Source organism: Halalkalicoccus sp. CG83, from assembly GCF_037081715.1.
Classification (GTDB): domain Archaea; phylum Halobacteriota; class Halobacteria; order Halobacteriales; family Halalkalicoccaceae; genus Halalkalicoccus; species Halalkalicoccus ordinarius.
Genome location: NZ_JAZDDH010000001.1, coordinates 810,820 through 833,717, shown reverse-complemented (window position 1 = coordinate 833,717; position 22,898 = coordinate 810,820). Strand labels below are relative to the sequence as shown.

Sequence of the window (22,898 nt, the reverse complement as noted above, 5' to 3'; positions counted from 1 at the left end):
TCGATATCCACTCAAGAACGTACGAGTATCAGGGACGCTCCGAAACCGGTCGCTCCAACGAAACCGGAGTCGCGATGAGGAGCGATAAACCGGTAGAATCGACCGAATATGTCCCGATCGTCGAAGGTGGCTCTCACTTCGAAGGCCAACAGGTCGGGACAACTACCGGCAGTCGACTCCGTATCGAGGTGCTAGCGTCACGATCACCTCGTCGTATCGATCTCCGTGTTCTCACTCGGTTCGGCTGAAGTCGGCTGGCCCGCCTCGTTTCCTGGACCGCAGATGATCGGTAATCGTAGCGGGTGGCGAGTCAACCGAACGACCGACTAGATCCAGTTCCCCGTCGACTCACCGTTGAACGACACGTCGACTACTTCGTCCGCACTGAACTCGGTCAGTGCGCCCGAGAAGACGTACGAGTCGGGTGCGTTGGTGGTTCGACCCGTCACCGTCGTCCCGCTGATCTGATCGTAGTCGTTGATCGTTGCGCCGTACTGTTCGGACTTCTCGATATCGGCATTGACGCTGAATTCGAGTTCGTAGCGTGCCGTCGCCCCCCGACCGGCGATCGTGATCACCGTCTCGCCGAACTCATCGGGATCAACCGACTCGCCGTCGATCGAGATGTCACCGGGGTCGCCGGTACTGCTCGTGCTGAAGCTCGTGATGTCGCCTTCAAGGACGAACGAGTCAGATTGGGTGGTCGTCCGGCCGGTAACGATCGTATCGTAGTCGTTGTAGCCGATGATCGAGTCGAACTCGTTAATCGTCGCATCGTTCGCGTTCGATTTCTCGACGCCACCGTCGACGCTGAACGTGTAGTAGACCGTCTCGCCCTGCCCGTTGATCGTCAGCACATCCTCTTCGTCCTCCTCTTCCTCCTCGTCCTCGCCGAGCGTATCGGGATCGACTTCTTCGCCGTTGATCTGTACCTCGATGCCCTCGTCAGCCTCGAAGCTGACGATCTCGCCGGTGTAGGCGAACGAATCCGGTTCATTGGTGGTTCGACCCGACACCGTCGAGCCGCTGATCTGGTCGTAGGAGTTGATCGTCGCGCCGTACTGCTCGGATTTCTCGACGTCGCCGCTTATACTGAATTCGAACTCATAGTAGGTGGTCGATCCGCCGCCGGCAACCGTGATCACGTCCTGGTCGTCTTGCTCTTCTTCTTCCTCTTCGTCTTCGCCGAGCGTATCGGGATCGACCGATTCACCATTGATCTGCACCTCGATGCCGTCGTCGGCCTCGAAACTGGTGATTTCACCAGTGTAAGCGAACGAATCAGGTTCGTTGGTGGTTCGTCCCGATACCGTCGACCCGCTGATCTGATCGTAGGAATTGATCGTCGCGCCGTACTGCTCGGACTTCTCGACGTCGCCGTCGACGCTGAACTCGAACTCGTAGTAGGTGGTCGATCCGCCGCCGGAGACCGTGATCACGTCCCGCTCGTCCTGTTCTTCCTCCTCTAGTTCTTGCTCTTCACTTTCGATCCAGAGGCCGGTGGATTGGCCGTTGAACGACACGTCGACCGCTTCGTCCGCCCTGAACTCGGTTAACGCGCCCGAGAAGACGTACGAGTCGGGTTCGTCCGTGGTTTGGCCCGACACCGCCGTGCCGTTGACCTGATCGGTGGAGTCGATCGTTGCGCCGTACTGTTCGGACTTCTCGATATCGGCATTGACGCTGAATTCGAGTTCGTAGCGTGCCGTCGCCCCCCGATCGGCGATCGTGATCACCGTCTCGCCGAACTCGTCGGGAGTAATGGATTCGCCGCCCAGCGATATCGCGGCGGGACCGCCGGTGCTGCTGGTGCTGAAGCTCGTGATCTCTCCCTCGAGGACGAACGAATCGGACTGATTGGTTGTCCGACCGGTAACGATCGTATCGAAGTCGCTGTAGCCGATGATCGAGTCGGACTCGTTGATCGTCGCATCGTTCGCGTTCGATTTCTCGACGCCACCGTCGACGCTGAACGTGTAGTAGACCGTCTCGCCCCGTCCGTTGATCGTGACGACGTCCTCTCCCTCCTCCTCGTCCTCCTCGTCTTCCTCGTCCTCGCCGAGCGTGTCGGGATCGACCGGTTCGCCGTTGATCCGCACCTCGATGCCGTCGTCGGCCTCGAAACTGGCGATCTCGCCGGTGTAAGCGAACGAATCCGGCTCGTTGGTGGTTCGACCCGACACCGTCGACCCGCTGATCTGGTCGTAGGAGTTGATCGTCGCGCCGTACTCCTCCGATTTCTCGACGTCGCCGTCGACGCTGAACTCGAACTCGTAGTAGGTGGTCGACCCGCCGCCAGAGACCGTGATCACGTCCCGCCCGTCCTGTTCTTCCTCCTCGTCTTCCTCGTCCTCTTCGTCCTCTTGGTCTTCGTCCTCTTGGTCTTCGTCTTCCTCCGGCTCCTCGCCACCTCCTCCGACGAGGTTGACCGGGGCACCATACCCCGATTCCCAGGGCGTATCGGGTGCACCGAACTGGTTGTCGGTGTCGTTCCAGTTCCGCGTATAGCCCTCGTCGTCCTGCGGGATGGGGTCCCATCCCGAGAGGTTGAGGTTGACCTGGCGCCAGGCGAACCCCTCCTGATCGTTGCCGCTGTTGTACGGTGGCCGCTGGGAGTGTGCGAACCGGTTGTTCTCGATCCAGACCCCATCCCACGGGACGCCACGGATCGCAATCGCGTTGATCCCCCCACCGTGGACCCCCTGGTCCATGCAGAAGGTGTTGTTGCGGACCCGCATCTCGCCGCCTGCGCGAAGATCGTAGTCAGGGTCGTTCGGATCATCGCCGACGCGAGCGGTGGCCCGGTTCTCCTCGAGGCAGTGCATGTCGACGGTATGGGAGTAGTGGCGCGGCCCGAAGACGTTGTTCTCGACGACGAACCCCGAGTTCCACCAGCCGTATCCGGCGATGGTGTGGCGGGTCTCGTCGAAGTAGTTGTGATGGATCTCGCCGAACCCACGTCTAATGGTGATCCCGTAACCATATCCGAGTTGGTAGGATTTGTGGATGTGGTTGTGGTGGACCTCCGCCTCGGTAACCGTGCTCTCTCCGTCACCTTTGAGGTGGACGGCGTTCCAGGTCCAGCCGAAGAGCTCGCAGTTGTCGACTTCGCCGCCGGGACCGCGAAGCCGGATGGCCTGAGCGAGGTTGTCGTCGTAGTCCCAGCGGGTGAATCCCCCCGTGGCTCGAGCACCTCTGATGCGAAGACCCGTCACACGCGGGCTACCCGCCGAATCGAACAGCGTGTAGGGGCGGGTTCCATAGTAGCCGCGGCTGTCGGTTCGGATCAGGGCACCCTCCTGTCCGTTCCGTCCGCGATAGGAGACGAGGGTTTTGGAACCGAGGTCGATCTGGTTCTCGCCGGTGAGGTCGATCACCGCGTCGTTCGCGATCGCGATGACGTCGCTGGAGCCGTCGAGCGCGCTCAGAAGCCCATCGGCGGTCGATACCTCGGTATCGGCGTCCGACGGATGAAGCTTTCCATCGTACTGGGCTCCGCCAGCAATGGACGACGATTCTACGGCCCCTAGGACATCTACATCAGCGTAGCTCATACGGAGATCCTTCAAATAGATCGACGCCAAATGGTTCCATCACGAGTGCAGTAAGCCGCGTTTGAATCTGGTCGCCCGAGGCCGAAGATCGTTCTGCTGAGCACAGATTCCACCGATTCCATTTCTCTCCATTAATAGCACGCGATACAGAATTTGGGTATTTCATCCTTATGATTTCAAAATATGGTGGCGCAATTATGATAGATATATAGAGTTATAATACTTATACTTCTGATCAATACCTAGTCTCAATGGAGTTGCCTTTTTGAATTTCACATATGAAAGATACGAAATGAAATGGTGTCCAGATAACGGGTAGGAGAGAAGATACCAAGCAATACCGGACTAGGTCCGCTGAGCGGACAGAAGATCGCGAAAGTGAGAACTCAACGTGCTCATTTACAGGAATGTCCGCAAGAGAAATGGATGAGCGCCTTTCCCGGTGTCCTCGCTAAAACCTATGCTAGTGGCTTAAATCATAGATTCAATCTCAGAATCCGAAATAACATTACACTGATATTTCTTCCCACTCTATAACTGAGTGATATAACCAACACAAGCATTTAACTTAGTAGAATAATGGAGTATTAGATGGGTACTCCGGAGTCGATGAAGTATTCCAGGGAGACTCCGCCAGTATCCAGCCTCTGACAGTGGGGGAAGTATGCCCAACTTCTCCCACTATACATGAAATATTCGGAAGTAATGGACGAACTCCTTTCCGGTTTTTAGTCTCGGACCAATAGGCATGTACTTTTGTGTATCTCTAGCTGACGGTGGCTTAGCGATACGGTCGCTATCACCGTACCTCGGGAAACGGCTGATCGCAAAGAGAAATTGGATGACTCACTATGCTGTTTAAAAGCAGAGACGATGAACCTCATTAGGCAGAGAGCTCCTGTGAGTCTCGGGTTGGCTCTCTGCAGAGTAGAAACACTCCCAACCGCCGCTCCGAGGAACAGGTCATCTCCGAGTAGGCATTCACCTCCGTTGGTCCTTATCAGTGTTCGCAACCGCAGCGACGGCTTCGCTGAAGATCGCAGCAATATCGTCAACCTGCTTTTTCGATACGATCAATGGTGGAAGGAACCGCACGGTGGCACTTGCGCGCCCACCGAGTTCGATGATCAGTCCGCGGTCGAAACACTCAGCTTGAACGGCCTTCGCGAAATCAGCGTTTGGTGCGAGTGGACCAGCACCCTGCCACTCAGCATCAAGGTCGACGAACTCAACGCCAAGCATGAGACCACGTCCACGAACGTCCCCGACCACGTCGAAGCGCTCAGCCATGGTTTCGAGCTTGTCGCGCAATCGGGCCCCGACGTTAGCAGCGTGGTCGTCAAGGTCGTTCTCGAGCATGTAGTCGATGGTCGTTTCGCCGGCGGCCATTGCGAGCTGGTTACCGCGGAACGTCCCCGCGTGAGCGCCGGGTTCCCAGACATCGAGCGACTCATCGTAGACAACGACTGCAAGCGGCAGACCACCACCAATGGCCTTCGAGAGCGTGATCATGTCGGGCGTAATATCCGCGTGCTCGAAGGCGTAGGTCTCTCCCGTGCGGCCCAGCCCGGCCTGAATCTCATCGACGATTAGTGGGATGTCATGGTCATGCGTGATGCGTCGCATCTCTCGGAGCCACTCACCCGGCGCGGGGATCGCCCCTCCCTCGCCCTGGACGGGTTCCAGAATCATTCCCGCGGGATCGGTGATACCGCTCTCCGGGTCCTCGAGGAGATTCTCGACGTAGGAACTCGCGAGGCGATGACCGTCCTCACCACCGACCCCAAAGGGGCAGCGGTAGTCATAGGGATAGGGAAGATGGTGTACATCGGCCATCAATCCTGGGATCGATTCCTTGGCGTCGGTATCACCCATCAATGAGAGGGCGCCATTAGTCATTCCGTGATATGCACCCTGGAAGCCCAGAATCGTCCGGTTGTCCGTTGCGGTCTTCACGAGCTTGAGGGCGGCTTCGACCGCGTCCGTCCCCGCTGGACTACAGAACTGCACTTTCGCCGAGTTCCTAAACTCATCAGGAAGGCTTTCGAAGAGCGTATCAATGAAGCGTGCTTTCGCTGGCGTCGAGATGTCGAGGGTGTGAATGGGCCGATCAGCGTCGAGCGCCTGCTTCATCGTCTCGACTACCCGGGGATGATTATGGCCGAGGGCGAGCGTCCCTGCCCCCGCAAGACAATCATAGTAATCGTTGCCATCCATGTCTGTGACAGTAATGCCATGGGCTTCTTGGATAGCCAGCGGCAGGTGACGGGGGTAGGTCCGTGCATTCGACTCTCGCTCGGCCTGGTGGGCGAGAATCGCGCTGTTTCCGCTCTCGGTATAGTTCATTTCGTACTACTCACGTCATGTGTTAGTTTCGATAGCCAATACGCGTTCTTTACTGGTCGGGAGGTCCACATGCAGTATTTTCACCTGAACTAGACCTCATAAATCCATCGGGGATCAGGGGACCTAATAATACGATAAGAGAACCGACCTCTTGGTCGAGAAACGCTCCGAATCGGGTCGGGAGATCACCCTGTGGTAAGCGATCGACGCGTTTGGCTACGAATCGGTGGGTTCGCTGTAAAGTACAACCGGTTCAGTATGACTGCTACGCCTTCCGATGTAATCTCCGCGTTCGTCGCAAAAGATCTCGTGGTACCCGTTGCTTACTGCACAGCCATTCTGATCGAGAATATACCAATACGCGCCGAGACGCCCGATTGGTGTTCCATCTGTCAAGTACGATGTCTTGTGTCAATGCGACGGATATTCGATCCTTGGACGGGAATATGCCGTTAGTTTGTTGTCAGCACTCCTTTCGTTAGAACGAGATTTGGACATGGCGCAATAATCCAACAACACTATTATATAATAATCTACGGATTGGTAATTTGAGTTATGTTTACTGCGAGTTGCCACGAATTCGTGTCCTTCAGTACATCACAACCGGTTCCTCTTGGGGATGAGCCGCTGTAAAGGGACAGAGACCGGTTACAGAGCCCACTATCTGACGTGTGAACAGTAGTTATATTTGTCTCGCGGCGGCTAGTCCCTCATGGGGCTGGCGGGTTACCAGAGAGACCCTGAGAAACGGACGAACTCTCTGGTGTTGCGCTCATGGTCATGACGCACCCCGCCGGTGCCATTTAGCGACTTTATCGGTAGTGACTACTACAGCGCGTTGGCAAGGTAGGATCCAGATTCACACCTCGCACGAAGGGAGCCGTTGAGAAACGGTATGAAACGACGTGCAAGAAATCGGTTTGACCAATTAATGACTGTGTGATACGGCTGGTAGCGCTACTCTCAGCGAGCGAAGGCGTAGAAACAGAGTAAATGTTCCTAAGGCGACGCGTTATGATATTCCGCGTCGCTGTAGTGTATACATTTGAGCCGTGATATGTAATCGGGAGGAATTTTTATACTTCATCTGAGATTTTCTGTTAATTATCTGCGGTCTCAACGACCCGAAAGGCCTTGAGAGGGATACAAATACGAACGGTACTGTGAATCAGAGAGTCGCCATGGCCGGCTCTACCCCGTTCTCGATACGTTACTCAACACGGGTCTTGTAAAGAAAGACAAACACGATCTTCGGACCACCAAGTACATGCTGACCAGCGCGTGGTTGAGCCACCGACGGGAATCGAACAGAGGGAGGTCGCTAAAGGGTAGATCACGTTTGCTCTTCACCATGCTATTCCCACTAGCAATCTGAGCTCCCTGGTTCACGTTCGCAGCGAACAGTGCTTATAGGGAACGGGCGTAGTCACAGGAGGAACAGTGAACTCGATCGTCGTTTCGAACGATCTCGCCCTGATCACAACGAGGGCAGGGTGACCGGCGGCGGTTCAGGGCTTGGAGCCGTCGTTCGAGTTTCGCTATTCGCTGGTCCTGTTCCTCGATACGGGTCTGGAGCTCACGAATCTCTTCGACCAGGGCTTGTTGCACCATCCTCACCACCCTATATAACGATATTGATCGTTATGTGTTTTTCTATCATATCTCCACAATGATTAGTAGAAACGATCAATATTCGTCTACAAATCTACTGGTAGTCACACTGAATCGGCTCTTTTCGGCCCCATTCATAGAACGAACGACGAGCCTGATTAGCTTTCGCGAGTCTCATCTCCAGTTGTGGCTCGGTTTTTCCTGGTCAGTACGGTAGTGGACTGTCAGTGGAGCAACAAGCTTCAGAGTCGGCAGTAGAAGCGTCCACTAGGGCTGACCCGGTATCGTTCCTGGGGAATCGAAGACGAACGCAGCGAGGTTTACATGAGGCGAGTAGACACATACACGTAGTTCCGCTGGGATCTCAATAAAACAACCCCCCATGCAACCATGAAGAAGTACGGCGACTTATTCGATGAGACGACTCCTGATGACAGCGTCCTTGCCGACAAAAGCGCGCTCAATCCGCTGGCCGAACCTGATGGATCATCGCTCGCGAGAAACAACAGCGCGAACTCGCGACGATCCTCAACGGCATCCACAAGGGCTACCTCCCGCCAACCGTCTCGCTCCACGGACCACCAGGGACGGGGAGTATCACTTCTGGAAGCTACCAGCCAGTTCAGGTACTGATCACGGTCTAGATGAGTAGCAGATATTCGCGATTTTAGGGTGCATTAAACGACAGACGTCTCTTCTTGATATCATTAACCACGCCAACTGATATCGAAGAAGCAAGCAGCCTCACCCGACGAGTTCGCTTTCGTCGAAAGTAGCGAAGAGACGGGTGCGGTCCGTCTCGCACTCAGCATGCGAAGCGGTGCGAGGCGGTGTACCCCCCGCTACTTGCCCCTTGTATACAGCCAGCAGTACGACCCAAGTAGTGCGCTAGTTCAAGGGCGGTGGGACGACCGGTTGAACGAGCATCGTCTCAGCGGCCTCCGTTCGTCGACTCGCTACTTTCGGCGAAAGCGTGCCTCTCGGTTGCTTCCTCGCCGATTTCGTCCTCATAGATCTGCCACAGCGCGTCCGGGACGTCGTCGCCGGCCGCAACCAGCCGTTTGTTCGCACCGCTCTTCGTGCCGCTGCCGGGTTGGCACTCGAAGCAGTCCCACTCGGTCGCGAGCGCGCCGAACGCGTCACCGACGGTCTTATGGGTAAGTTCGACGCCAAACCCATGACCCATTGTGATGATCGCCGGGACATCGACCGATCCACCGTTGCCGATCGGGTTCGTCTCGCGATCGATCTGACGGAGCACCTCGTTGCGTGCGAGGCGTTTGGCGCGCTGCTTCTTGGTACCCCTCTGCTGGTTGCGCTGGGCTCGCAGTTGGGCTCGCAGATGCTGGACTTCGGTCTCGAGTTCGTCGACCCGCTCGACGATCGCGTCGACCTTCGCGATGGGATCGGTCTCAGCGGTCGTGTCGCTCAGGCCATGCAGGAGGCGTCTGACGGCGGCCATCTCGAGCGAGCCCTCCCGAACGGTCTCTCGTTCGAGACGGGCAAGACGCGAACCCATCGGGTCTTCCGCCGAGGAACCCTCAGAGCGTGGCACGACCGTCCTCCGGATCGCTGCGAACGACGCGCTCGATACCCAGAAGCGTCAGCGACGACGTCTGGGTCGCGGCGTCCATCGTACAGCCGAGACGAGCCTCGGCCAGCAGTTCGGTCGCGCCGAGCGTCGGATCGGAAACGGTCGCCGGTCGACAGGTCCGACAGTAGAGGCGTGGAACCGACCAGGTCTCGTCGCCGGCGTATCGAACCGCGTAGGCGGTGACGGGATCGCCCTCCTGGAGGGGCGTCTTGCAGTAGCTACAGCGGGTCTCCTCGGGTCGGTAGCCGGCGAGGAGCTGTGCTGCAGGTGCGGTGATCAGCACTGGCGCACCTCACAATCCACGGCGTGAAAGCGCTCGCGATGGAGGTCCCGCTCGTGGATCGATTCACGATTACAACTGGTAGATTGCCAGTAGGTGGTCGCGTTCGGGATCGCTGCCGGTTCCCAGAACGGGCCACGGATGTACTCGTCAGTTGACGAGACGATACTGTTTTCCGGGGGTGAGTGGCTAGTACTCATTGCTTCTCCTACCCGAGAAGCACGGTCGGTGCTGCAACACCGGCCTTCTGTGAAGGCGATGTGCTTCCCAACAGTTAGTATATGCGCTAACTACATAAGTATTCACATTTGCTAATCTTAGAGTATATGCTAATCTGAGAGACTATTTGGCAAATACTACAACGGAGATAGGCGAACGAAAGAGTATGGCCAAAACACGTGCGTTGTTGACTGAAACTGAGCGGAAGCAACTCGCTGGTGAGGAAGGAGATGAGCGTAAATACCAGGCGACATCTCGGGTCAGACGACGAATCAATGAAGAGCTAACAACAGACGTGAAAGTGCTGTCTGAGCATCACCCTGATCTCTTTTCAGAGATACAGTCAGTCGTCTGTGAAGAGTAGGAGCTTGGTCAACTAAACGGCTTTATCGGGAGTAATCCATTCGTAAGGTGATTACTCCACTTTCGCTCCGGTAGCCGTACACTCAAGCGGATCGCCGCCGTATGGCCCTCGAACACAGCCCTCCATGTCGTCCTCGTCCGCAACCGCCCGGATCGCCTGCGCCTCGCCACCCTTCGTCGAACGAGCGACGGCGACGGAACTCGAGGACTGGCTCGCCTACTTCGAGCCCGACCTGGTCCTCCTCGCGGGCGAATCCGCGGCACTGCGGGCGGCGAGCGTGCTTCGCCGCCACCTCGGGTCGGGGACGGGATTCTTTCAGCCGGCGGGTAACGCGCCGGCGAGCGGACCGCGAACGATCGACGGCGTCCAGTTCGTCCTCGCGCCGTCGACGACGGCGCTCGAGGAGATCGCGGCGTACGAGGAGAGCGAACTCGATCCCGACGAGCCAACCCACGTGCTGAGCGGACTGCTCGATTTAGACGTGGACACGACGACGCTCTCGACCACGCTCGTCGGCCGCGAGGAGTATCGAAGCGCGCTCGATCCCGAGCGTCTCGCCGGTGAGTACGTCCACGTCTCGACCCGGCTTCCGGCCGACTACCGGCGCGACTGGGACGACCTGGCGGTCGTCGGCGGGGGTGCCGAGTCGGGCGCCGCTGGCACGCCGCTGGTCGCGCTCGACTGTCGGAGCGACGGACAGGTACTCACGCGGACGCTCCAGCCTACCCGCCTCGGGCTGCGGGCGCTCGACGGCGTCGGCGTGACGCGCGCTCGGCGGCTCCGCAAGGCGGGGTTCGGCGACCGCGTCGCGGTCGCCGACGCGGACGCAGCTACTCTCGCCGACGTTCGGGGTCTCGGACGGACGACCGCCGAGCGGATCCGACGAAGCGCCCGCGCCGTCGCCCACGGTGAGGTCGTCCGCGAGTCCGACGAGTCACTCCCGTACGGTGATCCCGTCTTCATCGATATCGAGACCGACGGGCTGGCACCCACGATCACGTGGCTGATCGGCACCCTCGACGGCTCCTCGGACGGGGAGTACCGCTCGTTTCTCGCGACCGACCCCGACGAGCCGGGCTGCGCGATCGAGGCGTTCATGGCGTGGTACACGACGAACGCGAGCGACCGCCCGATCGTGGCGTACAACGGCTGGAACTTCGATTTCAGCGTGCTCCACGACCACATCGTCGAGCACTGCCCGGAGTACGAGGACGACTGGACCGACACCTACCGGTTCGATCCGTACCGGTGGGCCGTCGAACAGGGCAACGCCGTCCTCCCGGGCCAGACGAACACACTCGAGGACGTCGCGAGCGTGCTCGGCTACGAACGGGCCGAGACGGGCCTGACGGGGGCGGCGGTCGCCCGCGCCTATCAGGCGTGGATGGCGGACCGTTCGCCCGCGACGGAGCTTGACTGGGAGCGGTTCGACGCCTACTGCGAGGACGACGTCCGGGCGCTCGCGACGGTCTACGAGGCGCTCGAGGCGAGCGGGCGGATCGTCTCGACCGGCGAACCGACGCGCGACGTGCGCGAAACGACGACACAGGGGAGCCTCTCCGACTGGTGAGTAGAGAAATGAGCTCGGACGACCCACTAGCACACCTGACGACGGCACGAGGACTCGAGGAGACGTTTCCACGATACGAGGGACAGCTGGAGCACGCGGAGACCGTCCCGGCCGCGGCGGGCGAGTACGTCGATCCACGCGAGATCCTCCGCGGCGAACTCGCCATACCATTTAGAGAGACGGTCGGCGAGCTGTTCACCCACCAGGCCAGAGCGCTCGATCGCCTCGCGGCGGGCGAGAACGTCTGCGTCGCGACCTCGACGTCCTCGGGAAAGACCTACGTCTACGCCCTGCAGATCGCGCGGAACCACCTCGCGAACCCCGAGTCGACGGCGCTGCTGGTCTACCCGACGAAGGCGCTCTCGCGGGATCAGGAGGGGGAGCTCACCGCCTTTTTCGCCGACCTCGGGCTCGATCTCTCCGTTCAGGTGTACGACGGCGATACCCCCCAGGACCGCCGCAAGCGAATCCGCGAGACCGCCGACGTGATCATCACGAACTTCGCCGGCGTGAACGTCTATCTGGGCACGCATACCCGGTGGCGATCGTTTCTCGCGAACTGCGAGCTCCTCGCGATCGACGAGTCCCACACCTACACGGGCGTCCACGGGATGCACGTCGCGTGGACGGTCCGCCGACTCCGACGAGTCCTCGAGCAGTACGGCAGTGATCCACGGCTCGTCTGTACCTCCGCGACGATCGGCAACCCCGCCGAGCACTCCAAACGTCTGACGGGGAAGTCGTTCACCGTCGTCGACGAGGACGGCTCGCCGCGGGGCGAGCGCGACGTCGCGTTCTGGAAGCCGCCGGTCGACGAGGAGGCGCTCTCCCCCGACGCCGAATTCGAGGACTTCCGGCGAGCCCAGACCAACCCCGTCCGGGAGGCGAGTTCGGTCCTCGCGCACCTGGGACTGAACGGCGTCCAGACGCTGCTGTTCGCGCGCAGCCGGAAGAACGCGGAGCTCGGCGCGAAGTACGCGGCCGATGCGGCGAACCGACATCCGCAGTCGGAGTCGAGCTACCTGAACGTCGAACCGTACCACGCGGGGCTAGGCAAGGAGACGCGCCGCAGCACCGAGTACCGGTTCAAGAGTCGTCAACTCGAGGGGTTGACGTCGACGAACGCCCTCGAACTGGGGATCGACATCGGCTCGATGGACGCGACGATCCTCACGGGCTATCCCGGCACCCGCCAGTCGTTCTGGCAGCAGGTGGGACGCTCGGGCCGCGAGGAGGCCGACGCGCTCTCGGTGTTCGTCGCCCGGGCCGACGCCATCGACCAGTACGTCCTCGATCATCCCGAGTACGTCCTCGGGGAAGCGATCGAAGACGCGGTCATCGGTCTCGAGAACAACCCGGTCTACGCCCAGCACGTCCTCTGTGCCGCCCACGAACGCCCGCTGACCGAGGCGGATCGCGAGTGGTTCGACGGCGATCGGCTGGACCGGGCCATCGAAATGTGGTCGGACGCCGGGAACCTATCGGGGGATCTCTCGCGAAGCGTCCGCTACACGGGTCCGCCGCGTCCCCAGTCGACCGTCTCCATGTACGCGACCTCGGACGTGCAGTTCGAGGTCCGCTGTCCCGACGGCGAGATCGACATGGAGCCGATCGACAGGGAGCGGGCCTACCGCGACCACCACGAGGGGGCGCTGTTCCTCCACGCTGGCGCCCAGTACGAGGTCCGTGAGTTCGAAGAGAGCGGCCCGACTCCCTTCATTAGTGTGCGGGGGGTCCGGACGGACGAGTACACCGAGACCACCTCCGAGAAGGCGGTCCGGAACCTCGACGCGACGGCGACGCGCGATCTCGGCGACGGCTATCGACTGGCGTGGGGGACCGGGACGGTCGAGATCCACTACACCCACTACCAGCGAAAGGAGATCCGGACGAACGAGGCGAGCACGCCGCTACGGCCGACGGGGCTTCCGCCGATCGAACTCGAGACGGAGCTCGTCTGGCTCGAGACGCCGCCCTCGCTGCAGGACGCGGTTCTCGAGGAAACGGGGCTGGATCCAGGCTCCGCGACGCCGGGCGAGGTCATGGAGGTCTTCGGCGGCGGGCTCCACGGCGCCGAACACGGGATGATCAAGCTCACGCCGCTGGAGCTGCGGATGGACACGTCCGACCTCGGCGGGCTGAGCACGCCGGTCCACGAGGAGACCGGCGTCCCGACCTGGTTCATCCACGACGCGGTCGAGGGCGGACTCGGCTTCAGCAGTCGGATCTACGACCGCTTCGAGACGATCGCCCGACGGACCCGCGAACGGATCGCGGGGTGTGACTGTGCGGGGACGGGCGGCTGTCCGGCGTGTATCATGGACTCGCAGTGTGGCAATCAGAACCGCTATCTCCACACCGACGCGACCGTGCTGGTCCTCGATCGGGTGCTCGAGCGGTTCGATGCGGTTGATTTGGAGGGGACTATTTCGGATGATGGGACCGGAAACGTCGATGGTGGCAACGTCGTGCGCTGAAGAAGCATTCACAACCTACACAATTACAATCAATTCGAAGGCGATCGAAAACAACGACGGAGAGTACGCCGCAACAGGTCGTCAACCGCGAATAGGTGTCGGGACTCCTAACCCGTTCGTCCTCTCTGAGGGCCCCTAGCAGGACTACGAGCGGGTGAACCGCGCGCTCAAGGAACGGGTCGAACGGCAGGCATGAGGCGTTTGTGGGCCGACGATCCCCGCTGTGCACGATAAGGGACCCACGAGTGGTTCGGCGGATGTTGGGCGGCTGATAGGCAGAGCATACTGGTAGTTGGCCCGCCGACCGAGCGGGAGTGTTTCGTTCCTCAAGGTCATCGACGGAGAATATTGAATTATCGAACATTATGGTTCAACGCGTTACTTCTCGGGAAACATATTACGAATGCGTCGATAAGACTGAAGTCCCTATTGAAGCGAATCCAGAACGTCCCTCCCTAGCGCTAAGCAAGCGGGACGAAAAATTCACTATGGACGATAAGATTTTCAACAGGCGGCAACTGCTGAGTACGGCCGGAGTCGGTATCGCCGGACTCGGACTGGGTGGACGGGCGCTGGCGAACCATAACGCCGCGAACGAGGAGTACCTCCAGTCGATCGATCACCAGTTCGAACTCCGGCGGAACAACGACCCGAACATGGACGAGGACGGTATTCGGGAGGTGCTCGCGGAGGAGGAGAGCGGGTTCGACGGCGATCTGATCTGCTTCGCCGCGAACGACTTCGGCCAGCCGCGGGTCTTTCTCCCGGAGCACGTCTCGGACCAGGGCGACGCCCTCCAGGCTGTCGTCGACGCGATCCACGAGCGAAAGTGGGGCGCGCGCAACGCGGCGCTCCGCGACGTCCGCGATCGGATGTTCGAGGACGTCCAAGGGGTCCACCAGTGTCTCGGTGCCGTCCTTCGCGACGAGGGTCACGCCGACTACGACATCGACTACCCGGCGACCGGCGCCTACAACTTCCTGACGATCCGCCAGGTGATCGGGCTGGTCGACTGGCTGGCCAACGCCGACGAGGAGTACGTCGACGGGCGGCGGTTGACCTACTGATCGGTGGCTGGCTGACCGCATAGTACGAAACGTATCTGATCCGACCGTGAAAACGCATACTCGCTGGGGCCGGTGAACAACTTCACGTCTTCGAGGTGCATAACCTCGTACCGGCTCATCTGAGACACACTGCCCCTGTGTTCAAGTGTCGGGAGTATTCGTTCGATAAACTCACAGTTACTGTCAAGAAGAGTGCGAGTAGTATCCTAATCACGTAGTCTGTCGGCAGGGCTATCGCCTATGGACGCGTATATATCATCAGCTATACCTCTCGTGACCTGTTCTCGAGTAGAAAATATAGTCGGAAAACAGTGATGACGACACGTTGGATAGAGGAACGAGAAACGACGTCACGAGACGGGACGACCGCGACATACGGGATGGGACGACGCAAATTCATGACCTTCGCAGCGCTCGTTGCAGCGGGAGCTATGAGCGCCACTCCGGTACAGGCGTCACACACACCCAGTCATCTGAGGCTCTCTCTGGATACCGGCACGCTGTTCAGAAGCATGAATTGCGGATCTGCCTCGCCCTACATGGCACATTGGGATACTCCCAACGGGCAGTCCTATGAGAGCTTTGCAGAGTATGTCTTCGGCGAGGAGGTGGATGAAAACGGTGATCCAGTAGACGAGGTAGACACGATCTCCGCACGGACGATGACGCAGCCGGCGAACGATCTGAAAGCACGGGCGCGAATCGGACGTCGGTTCAAGGTCGTCGGGGATACCGCTCGTCATTGTGAAATCACTCTTACCGGAGGGGGTGCGTCGTGGATAGAGACCGGCACTGACGATCTCGCGATCGGTGAAATCCGAGGGATCATCCGCGATCAGACGGCAAAGGAGACGGTTGCGAAGACACGCCTCGCCCACAGTCGCGTCCGAAATGGCGCCACCGCTGAGAAGCAGTGGAATATCGGGTGGAGTCACGAAGTCGTCCTCATCCCCGGGCATACGTATACGGTCTCTCTCGAAGTCCGGTCGCGATGCGTCCGATCGATGGCCGCTGTTGACGGAAACAGTCGCAACAACTGCCACGCTGACGTCAATGCGGACGTCTTCTGGGTGAGTGTTTCTCCCTTCTTTTAAGCTGCTCTCACTTCTCCTTCGAAGTCTCATACCGGTGACAGCGGATGTGTGGTATCAGCCCCGAAGAAGTCAGTCGACAGTACGTGAATCAACGTCTCAAGCATCTTAGTGAACACGGATACATGAGGAATATCCTCGAAACGGGTGTGTACGAACTAGCGAACGATCCTCAAGAGAGTGAATAAAAGTAGTCGAACGAAAAATTAGTTGCCCAAATATCAGAAAATGCCAGCCGATAATCGAAACACCGATAACGGAATTCCATAACATACGAGTGAATGGAATTGACCGATAGTCGAATTCTCGTTACTGGCGGTGCTGGCTTCATCGGCTCCCATCTTACCGATCGACTACTCACCGAGGGAAACGAGGTCGTCATAGTCGATAACTTCACCAATAGCGATGCGTCAGGAGTCCCCGACGAGGCGGAGCTGATCGAAGGAGATCTCACGGACAGCGATCTCGTGAGCGAGGCGATCGACGGCGACATCGACGGCGTGTTCCACCTCGCCGCGCGCAAGGCCGTCAACGACGAAAACCCGCGCCAGCAGTTCGAGGCGAACAGTGCAATGACCTACAACGTCCTCGAGGCGATGGACGAGGCCGGCGTCTCGGAGATCGCCTTCACGTCCTCGTCGACGGTCTACGGCGAGGCGCCCCGTCCGACACCGGAGGACTACGCGCCGCTGGAGCCGATCAGCGTCTACGGTGCGAGCAAGCTCGCCGACGAGAGCTTGCTCTCGACGTACGCCCACACCCACGGCATGACTGTCTGGAACTTCCGCTTTGCCAACATCGTCGGCTCAGGGCTTCGCGGGGCGGTAATCCCCGACTTCATCGAGAAACTCCGCAACGATCCCGAGACGCTCACCATCCTTGGTGACGGCCTCCAGGAGAAGTCCTACATGTATCTCGAGGACTGTCTCGACGCGATGTTCCATGTGATCGAACGCACAGATCGGCCAATGAACACGTTCAACCTCGGGACCCGAACGACAACCTCGGTCAATCGGATCGCCGACATCGTGAGCGATGAACTCGGGTTTGACCCCGAGTACGAGTACACGGGCGGCGAACGCGGCTGGACCGGTGACGTCCCGAAGATGCGCCTCTCGATCGAGAAGCTCTCCGGACTGGGATGGGATCCTGAATACGAGAGCGATCAAGCGGTGCGGGAGACGGCGCGCGAACTCAGAGAAGAGATGGAGTAATCGTCACTTAGAGGACGCAATTGCAACCTAGCAATACGCCTCGTCAGCAAAACATATTGCGCTCCTGTCGAGGCCTTCTCTGGAGGAAAGGGTGGGCTAAATGGGGCGAGGCTTCAGAAGGACAGTCCTTGGGGATAAATCGAATCGGATCGGAACATTGAGTAGAGCTGTAACATGATGACCAGCAATCCGACTAACGGTTGTTATAACTACTGTACTGAATCTATATGACCTCTTTTAAACACGTATAGTAGAAAATACTTCTCGATGCTAGGAATTATGTTTTTGTATGTGTAGATAACACGGCTCGCTATGTTAATGATCGATGTATTCAGACGGGAGGTATTGACGAAAATTACTGCTGCGATCGGTCTCTCCTCTCTCGGGGCGGGGAGAGCAGTGGCTCAGGAAGTCAACGAATACAACGTTGGCACGGCGTCACCAGCCGCAGAACAGGCAGCGAGTGACGTGGCCAACGAGGTCAGTCAGGTTCTCAACTGGGACGGCGACGAGAAGACGATTACCGGCGTTTACTCCCAGGAGGCCATCGACAACCTCGACAACCGGCCAGACGTGCGCTACACGGAGATCAACGGAACGTATCAGGCGATCAGTGAGACGCGTCCATGGGGAATCGATCGAGTTGATGCCGACGTCGCTCACTCGAATGACGAAACGGGTGGCGATGACACCGATGGCGAGGGCGGTGCCCACGTCTCGATCATCGACAGCGGAGTTGACTATGGGCACGGTGACTTGACTACCAACTACATTGACGGCAAGGACTTCGTTAATGATGACGGCGATGCGATGGATGACAACGGGCACGGGACCCACGTCGCAGGCACCGGTGATGCAGAGGACAACGATCAGGGCGTGATCGGCGTCTGTACTGCTGCACACCTCCACGCCGCAAAGGTTCTGAACTCAGACGGGTACGGGTCCTGGTCCAATATCGCCGCCGGTATCAAGTGGACCGCAGATCAAGGACACGATGTCGGCAATCTGAGCCTTGGTGGCACCTCTGGTTCACGGACGGTGAGGGACGCCTGTCAATACGCATATGATAACGGCGTGCTCCTCGTGGCCGCAGCTGGTAACGAGGGACCAAGCCCTAATAGCGTACTCTACCCCGCCGTCTACGAGGAGGTCATCGCCGTCAGCGCAACGGATAGGAGTGACGACATCGCACGCTTTTCCTCCACTGGTCCGGAAATCGAACTCGCTGCACCCGGGGTCAACGTTCTCTCAACCACGTTAGGCGGTGGTACTGGCGAAAAATCTGGAACCTCGATGGCGAGCCCCCACGTCGCTGGGGCCGGTGGACAACTCATGGATAACGGCTATACAAACAGGGAGGCCCGCACGAAATTACGAGACACGGCAGAAGACATCGGTCTCTCCTCGACCGAACAGGGCCACGGCCTCGTGAACGTGGCTGCGGCGCTCAGCGACGATAGCAACAGCTCTCCAACGGTCGACAGTCTCTCACTGACCGAGGTCGAGACCGACAATGACGATGCGGAGTTCGACGTCGGCTGGCAGGTCAGCGACTCCGATGGCGACCTCGACTCGGTTGACCTGACGCTCACGGACGATACCGACGGCGAGACCGAGGACACCGCCTCCATCGACGTCAGCGACGACTCCGCCAGCGACACCACTCGGCTGGTCGCGTCCGGTGACGACGGCTCGAGCAACAGTTACACCGCCGAACTGATCGTTACCGACACCAACGGGGCGTCGTCGTCTGACACCGCGACGGAGACCGAGTCCGAAGACACGACCGACGCCTCCGCGCCGACCATCGACTCGTTCAGCGTCAGCACGCGCACCACCGGCGTGTGGTTCCGCGCCGAGTCCGACTGGGCAGTCTCCGACGACGACGGTGATCTCGACGCGGTCACTACCGAATTACTCGACTCCGATCAGAACGTCCTCGACAGCACGAGCTCGAACGTGAGTGGCTCAAACGCCAGCGGCTCCCACGAGGTCCGCACCCGCAATAGCGACTCCGATGTGGTCAGGCTGACGGTCACCGACGCGGCCGGCAACCACACGTCGGATACCAGGGACGTTTAGGGGTGGCAGCACTTCCAGGCCAAAGCGATCTGCTCTTCTCGTCGATAGTCTCGGCAGATTACGATGCTCAAATGTGACTCCACTGATCAAAGACCTTCTGGCTCGGGCTCGGGATCGTCGTCGCCTCTGCTGGTGCCGTGGTAAACGCCGGACGCTCGAGTGCACGTCGTCTGTCGTCTCAAAAAGGGGGATCACTCGTCCACGAGACATCTATGGATCGGTACGGTAGCATACTAGTCCAACACCCAGGAGGAACCCTCGGCTCGTTCCTTGTCGCGGATGGGAGGAGGACGGATCGGTCATCCTGACGACTCGTCGGTAAGATCGAGTTCCGAAAAGAGACGACCGGTAATGACCCGTTCGACGATGGTCAGTAACTGGTCGTCGTCAGTCGTGTAGTCGGCAAAGATGCCAAGCGGGATTTCACCGCCCGCAACATCGTGGTGGCCACCGCCACTCCCGACGTCTTCGAACGTCGTTCTGAGCACGTTACCGACGTGAATTCGTGGATCTGGCGACCGGGCACTGAGGTGAATGGCTTCGTGGACGATCCCAAAGACGATGACCGTTTCGACGCCTTCTAGTGTTGCAAGATAACCGGCTGCCTGCGGGACTGCATCCCGTTCGGTCGTCCGACCGATATGAGAGATGAGCACCGCCGATCTCGTCGTGCGGTTATCGATAGCAGTCGCGATAGCGTCGAGGGTCGCTCCGGTAATTGATGGTGTCGAAAGCTGTCGAAGCAGGTCGCGATCCATGTGGTCGTGAAGGTATCCCGCCGCGTCGTATTCCTCGCGGGTCACGCCGCGAAGGAAGTTGAGGGTCTCACGACGGATGGCAAATAGGAGTGCTGTTGCAAGTACGGAGTCAGGGTCGATGTCGAGAGTGCGAACGTACTGGGTGAGAATCGTTGCAGCTGCTCCGATCTCCTCACGGTGATCGACGAACCGGGCCTCGATGTTCTCGGCAGGATGGTGGTCGATCACGATATCCACGGGCGTCCCCTCAGGAACCTGGTTGTTCGCGCCTGGAACCGAATGATCGACGAATGCAAGCAACAAATCCGCGGGCCGGTCCTGGAGAGTTGGGGGTTCGAACGATTTGAGGCCAATATCGAGCAGATTGACGAACGCCCGGTTCTGTTGATGAGAAATATCTCCGCTGTAGAGGATGTGGCGCTCGTCGATACCGGCCACAGCCGCAATCCGCCCCACTGCAAGCGCGCTCGCGAGACAATCCGGATCGGGGTTGTTATGACAGACGATGTCGAGTTCGCTGCCTTCGGCGAGGAGTTCGTGGAGCTAGTGCTCCTTGCTCATTATTCGGTATATCAGTATATACTCAGAAATACATAACTGTCGCAGGTCTCCTTGCGGGCGTTGTTCTTCTCGTGATTGGATCGACTGAGACGCTCAGTCAGATTGAGCAGTACGTGGGTGAGCCAGTGATTCGGGGAGGCCAGTAAGGAGACTCTCTACGTGGTGGATGAGTCTGGGCACGTTCTTCGAGGCGTCAACAACGGTGGCGACATACAGTGGCACGACCTCCCTGGGTGTGAGGCTTCGTTCCTTCCGCAGCAGTGAGCACCTTCGTAATCGTCTGACTATCGATAACGAGCCCAGCAGGAGCCTTCTCGGTATAATCGCGAACATCGCGAGCACTGAACCGTGCCCGGTCCTGATTGGTCGTCAACTCCCCGTCGGCGAGCATCATCCACATAAAGAGGAACAGCAGGTTCGTCAACTGTGGCGCATCCAGCTGCGACTTGATCATACAGAACGCACTCTAGTAGAATCTCCAGAGCATGCAGATCTGAGGGACCCCACGTTGTCTGTCGAGCCCTCCACTAACATACTCAGTGTCTGACCTGAAGCCGACGTGCGTCGGACGTGTGTGCGACTCATTTCGTGTGGAGATATTTATGAGTCCGGTGAGAGAGGATGAGGACTGCGCTGGTCTCAGTCACGACGAGCGATCAGTTGCAAGCGCCGGACAGCTGCCTCTGTATCGCCGTCGATCACCTCCCAATCTGCATCGAGGAGCGGAAAGAGTCTGAGCAGCGGTGGAACGCCTGCTGACAGGCGGTAACAGGCTGCCGACGTACAACAGAAGTGAGCCCCATCGCTCGTCTTCCAGACATCAATCACTGTCTCATCCTCCGGTGCGCAAAGGACGAACGCGAGATCGGTCGTCTCCCCCAGCGGAAGCATCGTCTCAGGCGCAACTCGTTCAGAGGATTCGAACAGCTCTGACGTCGCTGGTACGGAATCCTCCTTCCCCATTTCATCCTGGCTCACTCCCGGCAATTTATTAAGGATTGGTCTACTCTCCATATTTCATTTGAATAATCGTTGTCATTCCTGGGTCAGCTGTCCGTCAGACGTAGGCAAGCCGTACGTCAGACGCACGTCAGACCCCTCCGTTTCAAGTGGAACCGAAATGGATGAGTACTGGCTTTCAGAATCAGTGCTACAAGCAGTCACCTGGGTCTTGATCGTAAAACTTCGTCAGACCCGGCGATCAGGACGCTGGATGCATCGGAGAAGCGAGGCAAGCGAATAACTATGCTCCTGAGCGTCCAGTCTCAAACTGAACCACATTCATCCCATGAGTGAGGAGGGAACTGATCCACCAACTAATATCCAGGGAGAGTGGATCTGTGCTCGCGCCTGCGTAAATGGCACTCGCTGTCTCCAGCGAGTCACGACGCCCGGTGCCGCGTGCGTGGTCCATGAAGAGGCCTCACCAATTGTTTCTCCTGGTGCGGGTCGAAACGACGAGTGAGCCGGATGGACACCGCGATGATAGTGGTGGCGAACCCAACGAGCTCATCAGCATCCACCTGACAGCCAGCTACCGGCCAGTCTCACTCCGGTACCGCTCTGCACAGTTCAGATAGGGAGTTGATCATCAGTGAGAGTCATCTGCACCCGCGGAGTATATACCAAAAACTAATGATATCCCGGGAAATATGTTCATTATGGAAGACCTGACGGCGTTTCAGCGTGACGCGCTCTACGTCATCGCCGGCTTAGATGACCCGCATGGGCTTGCGATCAAGGACGACCTTGAAGAGTACTACGAGAAGGAGGTTCATCACGGGCGCCTCTATCCGAATCTCGATACGCTTGTCGATAAGGGACTCGTCAAGAAAGGTCAATATGACAACCGAACCAATTCCTATACGCTCACACAACGGGGCCGCCGCGAGATCGAAGCCCGTCGTGAGTGGGAAGATCAGTACACGTCCTTTAGCGGGTGAGGATGAGCTGAGTTGCGGGGTTATGGTTGTAGGCGTGATTCAACTGCATTCATGTCTCGCCGTGTTGCGCATCTTCATTAGAGAGCACGGGGCTTTCGCTTGTTCAAAGTAGACCATCTTGTCACCAATTATGGCGAGTTACCGGTTTTAAACTCGGAAACTCACTA

14 protein-coding genes and 1 pseudogene are annotated in these 22,898 nt (G+C 58.7%); 9 read left to right on the top strand and 6 right to left on the bottom strand.

The annotated features are described in order from the left end of the window. Window positions 1-326: 326 nt before the first annotated feature. On the bottom strand, window positions 327-3,554 hold the full coding sequence (locus V0Z78_RS04135; RefSeq protein WP_336343357.1) for a hypothetical protein: 3,228 nt from the start codon (window positions 3,552-3,554) through the stop codon (window positions 327-329). Window positions 3,555-4,535: 981 nt separating this feature from the next. After that, window positions 4,536-5,900, bottom strand: a complete 1,365-nt coding sequence (locus tag V0Z78_RS04130) for a diaminobutyrate--2-oxoglutarate transaminase (RefSeq protein ID WP_336343356.1) — start codon at window positions 5,898-5,900, stop codon at window positions 4,536-4,538. 2,001 nt (window positions 5,901-7,901) lie between these two features. Here V0Z78_RS04130 and V0Z78_RS19000 point away from each other — a divergent pair. Then, a pseudogene (locus V0Z78_RS19000) lies at window positions 7,902-8,104 on the top strand (Cdc6/Cdc18 family protein); the annotation flags it as partial. Window positions 8,105-8,442: 338 nt separating this feature from the next. Here the strand turns inward: V0Z78_RS19000 and V0Z78_RS04125 are convergent. Both V0Z78_RS04125 and V0Z78_RS04120 read right to left on the bottom strand, forming a co-directional pair. Further along, a complete protein-coding gene (locus V0Z78_RS04125; protein ID WP_336343355.1) occupies window positions 8,443-9,030 on the bottom strand; it encodes a hypothetical protein in 588 nt (195 codons plus the stop codon). Window positions 9,031-9,052: 22 nt separating this feature from the next. Next, window positions 9,053-9,388 (bottom strand): hypothetical protein, encoded by a 336-nt coding sequence (locus V0Z78_RS04120; RefSeq protein WP_336343354.1) that lies wholly within the window; start codon window positions 9,386-9,388, stop codon window positions 9,053-9,055. A gap of 382 nt (window positions 9,389-9,770) precedes the next feature. Here V0Z78_RS04120 and V0Z78_RS18995 point away from each other — a divergent pair, with 382 nt between their 5' ends. The 7 genes from V0Z78_RS18995 to V0Z78_RS04090 all read left to right on the top strand — a co-directional run bounded on the left by V0Z78_RS18995 (window position 9,771) and on the right by V0Z78_RS04090 (window position 19,469). Then, the gene (locus V0Z78_RS18995; RefSeq protein WP_409338671.1) at window positions 9,771-9,968 is read left to right on the top strand and encodes a hypothetical protein; all 198 of its coding nucleotides are present in this window, start codon (window positions 9,771-9,773) and stop codon (window positions 9,966-9,968) included. Between the two features lie 124 nt (window positions 9,969-10,092). After that, entirely contained in the window at window positions 10,093-11,538 is a 1,446-nt protein-coding gene (locus V0Z78_RS04115; RefSeq protein ID WP_336343353.1) for a ribonuclease H-like domain-containing protein, read from the top strand. An 8-nt stretch (window positions 11,539-11,546) separates the two neighbouring features. Further along, window positions 11,547-14,015: a DEAD/DEAH box helicase gene (locus V0Z78_RS04110; RefSeq protein WP_336343352.1), complete on the top strand. Its 2,469-nt coding sequence runs from the start codon at window positions 11,547-11,549 to the stop codon at window positions 14,013-14,015. A 488-nt stretch (window positions 14,016-14,503) separates the two neighbouring features. Then, a complete protein-coding gene (locus tag V0Z78_RS04105; protein ID WP_336343351.1) occupies window positions 14,504-15,082 on the top strand; it encodes a hypothetical protein in 579 nt (192 codons plus the stop codon). Between the two features lie 398 nt (window positions 15,083-15,480). After that, window positions 15,481-16,176, top strand: a complete 696-nt coding sequence (locus tag V0Z78_RS04100; RefSeq protein ID WP_336343350.1) for a hypothetical protein — start codon at window positions 15,481-15,483, stop codon at window positions 16,174-16,176. A gap of 278 nt (window positions 16,177-16,454) precedes the next feature. Then, a complete protein-coding gene (locus tag V0Z78_RS04095; RefSeq protein ID WP_336343349.1) occupies window positions 16,455-17,387 on the top strand; it encodes an NAD-dependent epimerase/dehydratase family protein in 933 nt (310 codons plus the stop codon). 312 nt (window positions 17,388-17,699) lie between these two features. Next, window positions 17,700-19,469, top strand: a complete 1,770-nt coding sequence (locus tag V0Z78_RS04090; RefSeq protein WP_336343348.1) for a S8 family serine peptidase — start codon at window positions 17,700-17,702, stop codon at window positions 19,467-19,469. A 299-nt stretch (window positions 19,470-19,768) separates the two neighbouring features. Here V0Z78_RS04090 and V0Z78_RS04085 read toward each other — a convergent pair whose 3' ends face one another. Both V0Z78_RS04085 and V0Z78_RS04080 read right to left on the bottom strand, forming a co-directional pair. Continuing rightward, a complete protein-coding gene (locus V0Z78_RS04085) occupies window positions 19,769-20,734 on the bottom strand; it encodes a DHH family phosphoesterase (protein WP_336345161.1) in 966 nt (321 codons plus the stop codon). Between the two features lie 693 nt (window positions 20,735-21,427). Next, complete coding sequence (locus V0Z78_RS04080) at window positions 21,428-21,751, bottom strand: hypothetical protein (RefSeq protein WP_336343347.1); 324 nt, start codon at window positions 21,749-21,751, stop codon at window positions 21,428-21,430. A 698-nt stretch (window positions 21,752-22,449) separates the two neighbouring features. Between V0Z78_RS04080 and V0Z78_RS04075 the strand changes: the two genes are divergently transcribed. Further along, window positions 22,450-22,731 (top strand): PadR family transcriptional regulator, encoded by a 282-nt coding sequence (locus tag V0Z78_RS04075; protein WP_336343346.1) that lies wholly within the window; start codon window positions 22,450-22,452, stop codon window positions 22,729-22,731. Window positions 22,732-22,898 lie beyond the last annotated feature (167 nt).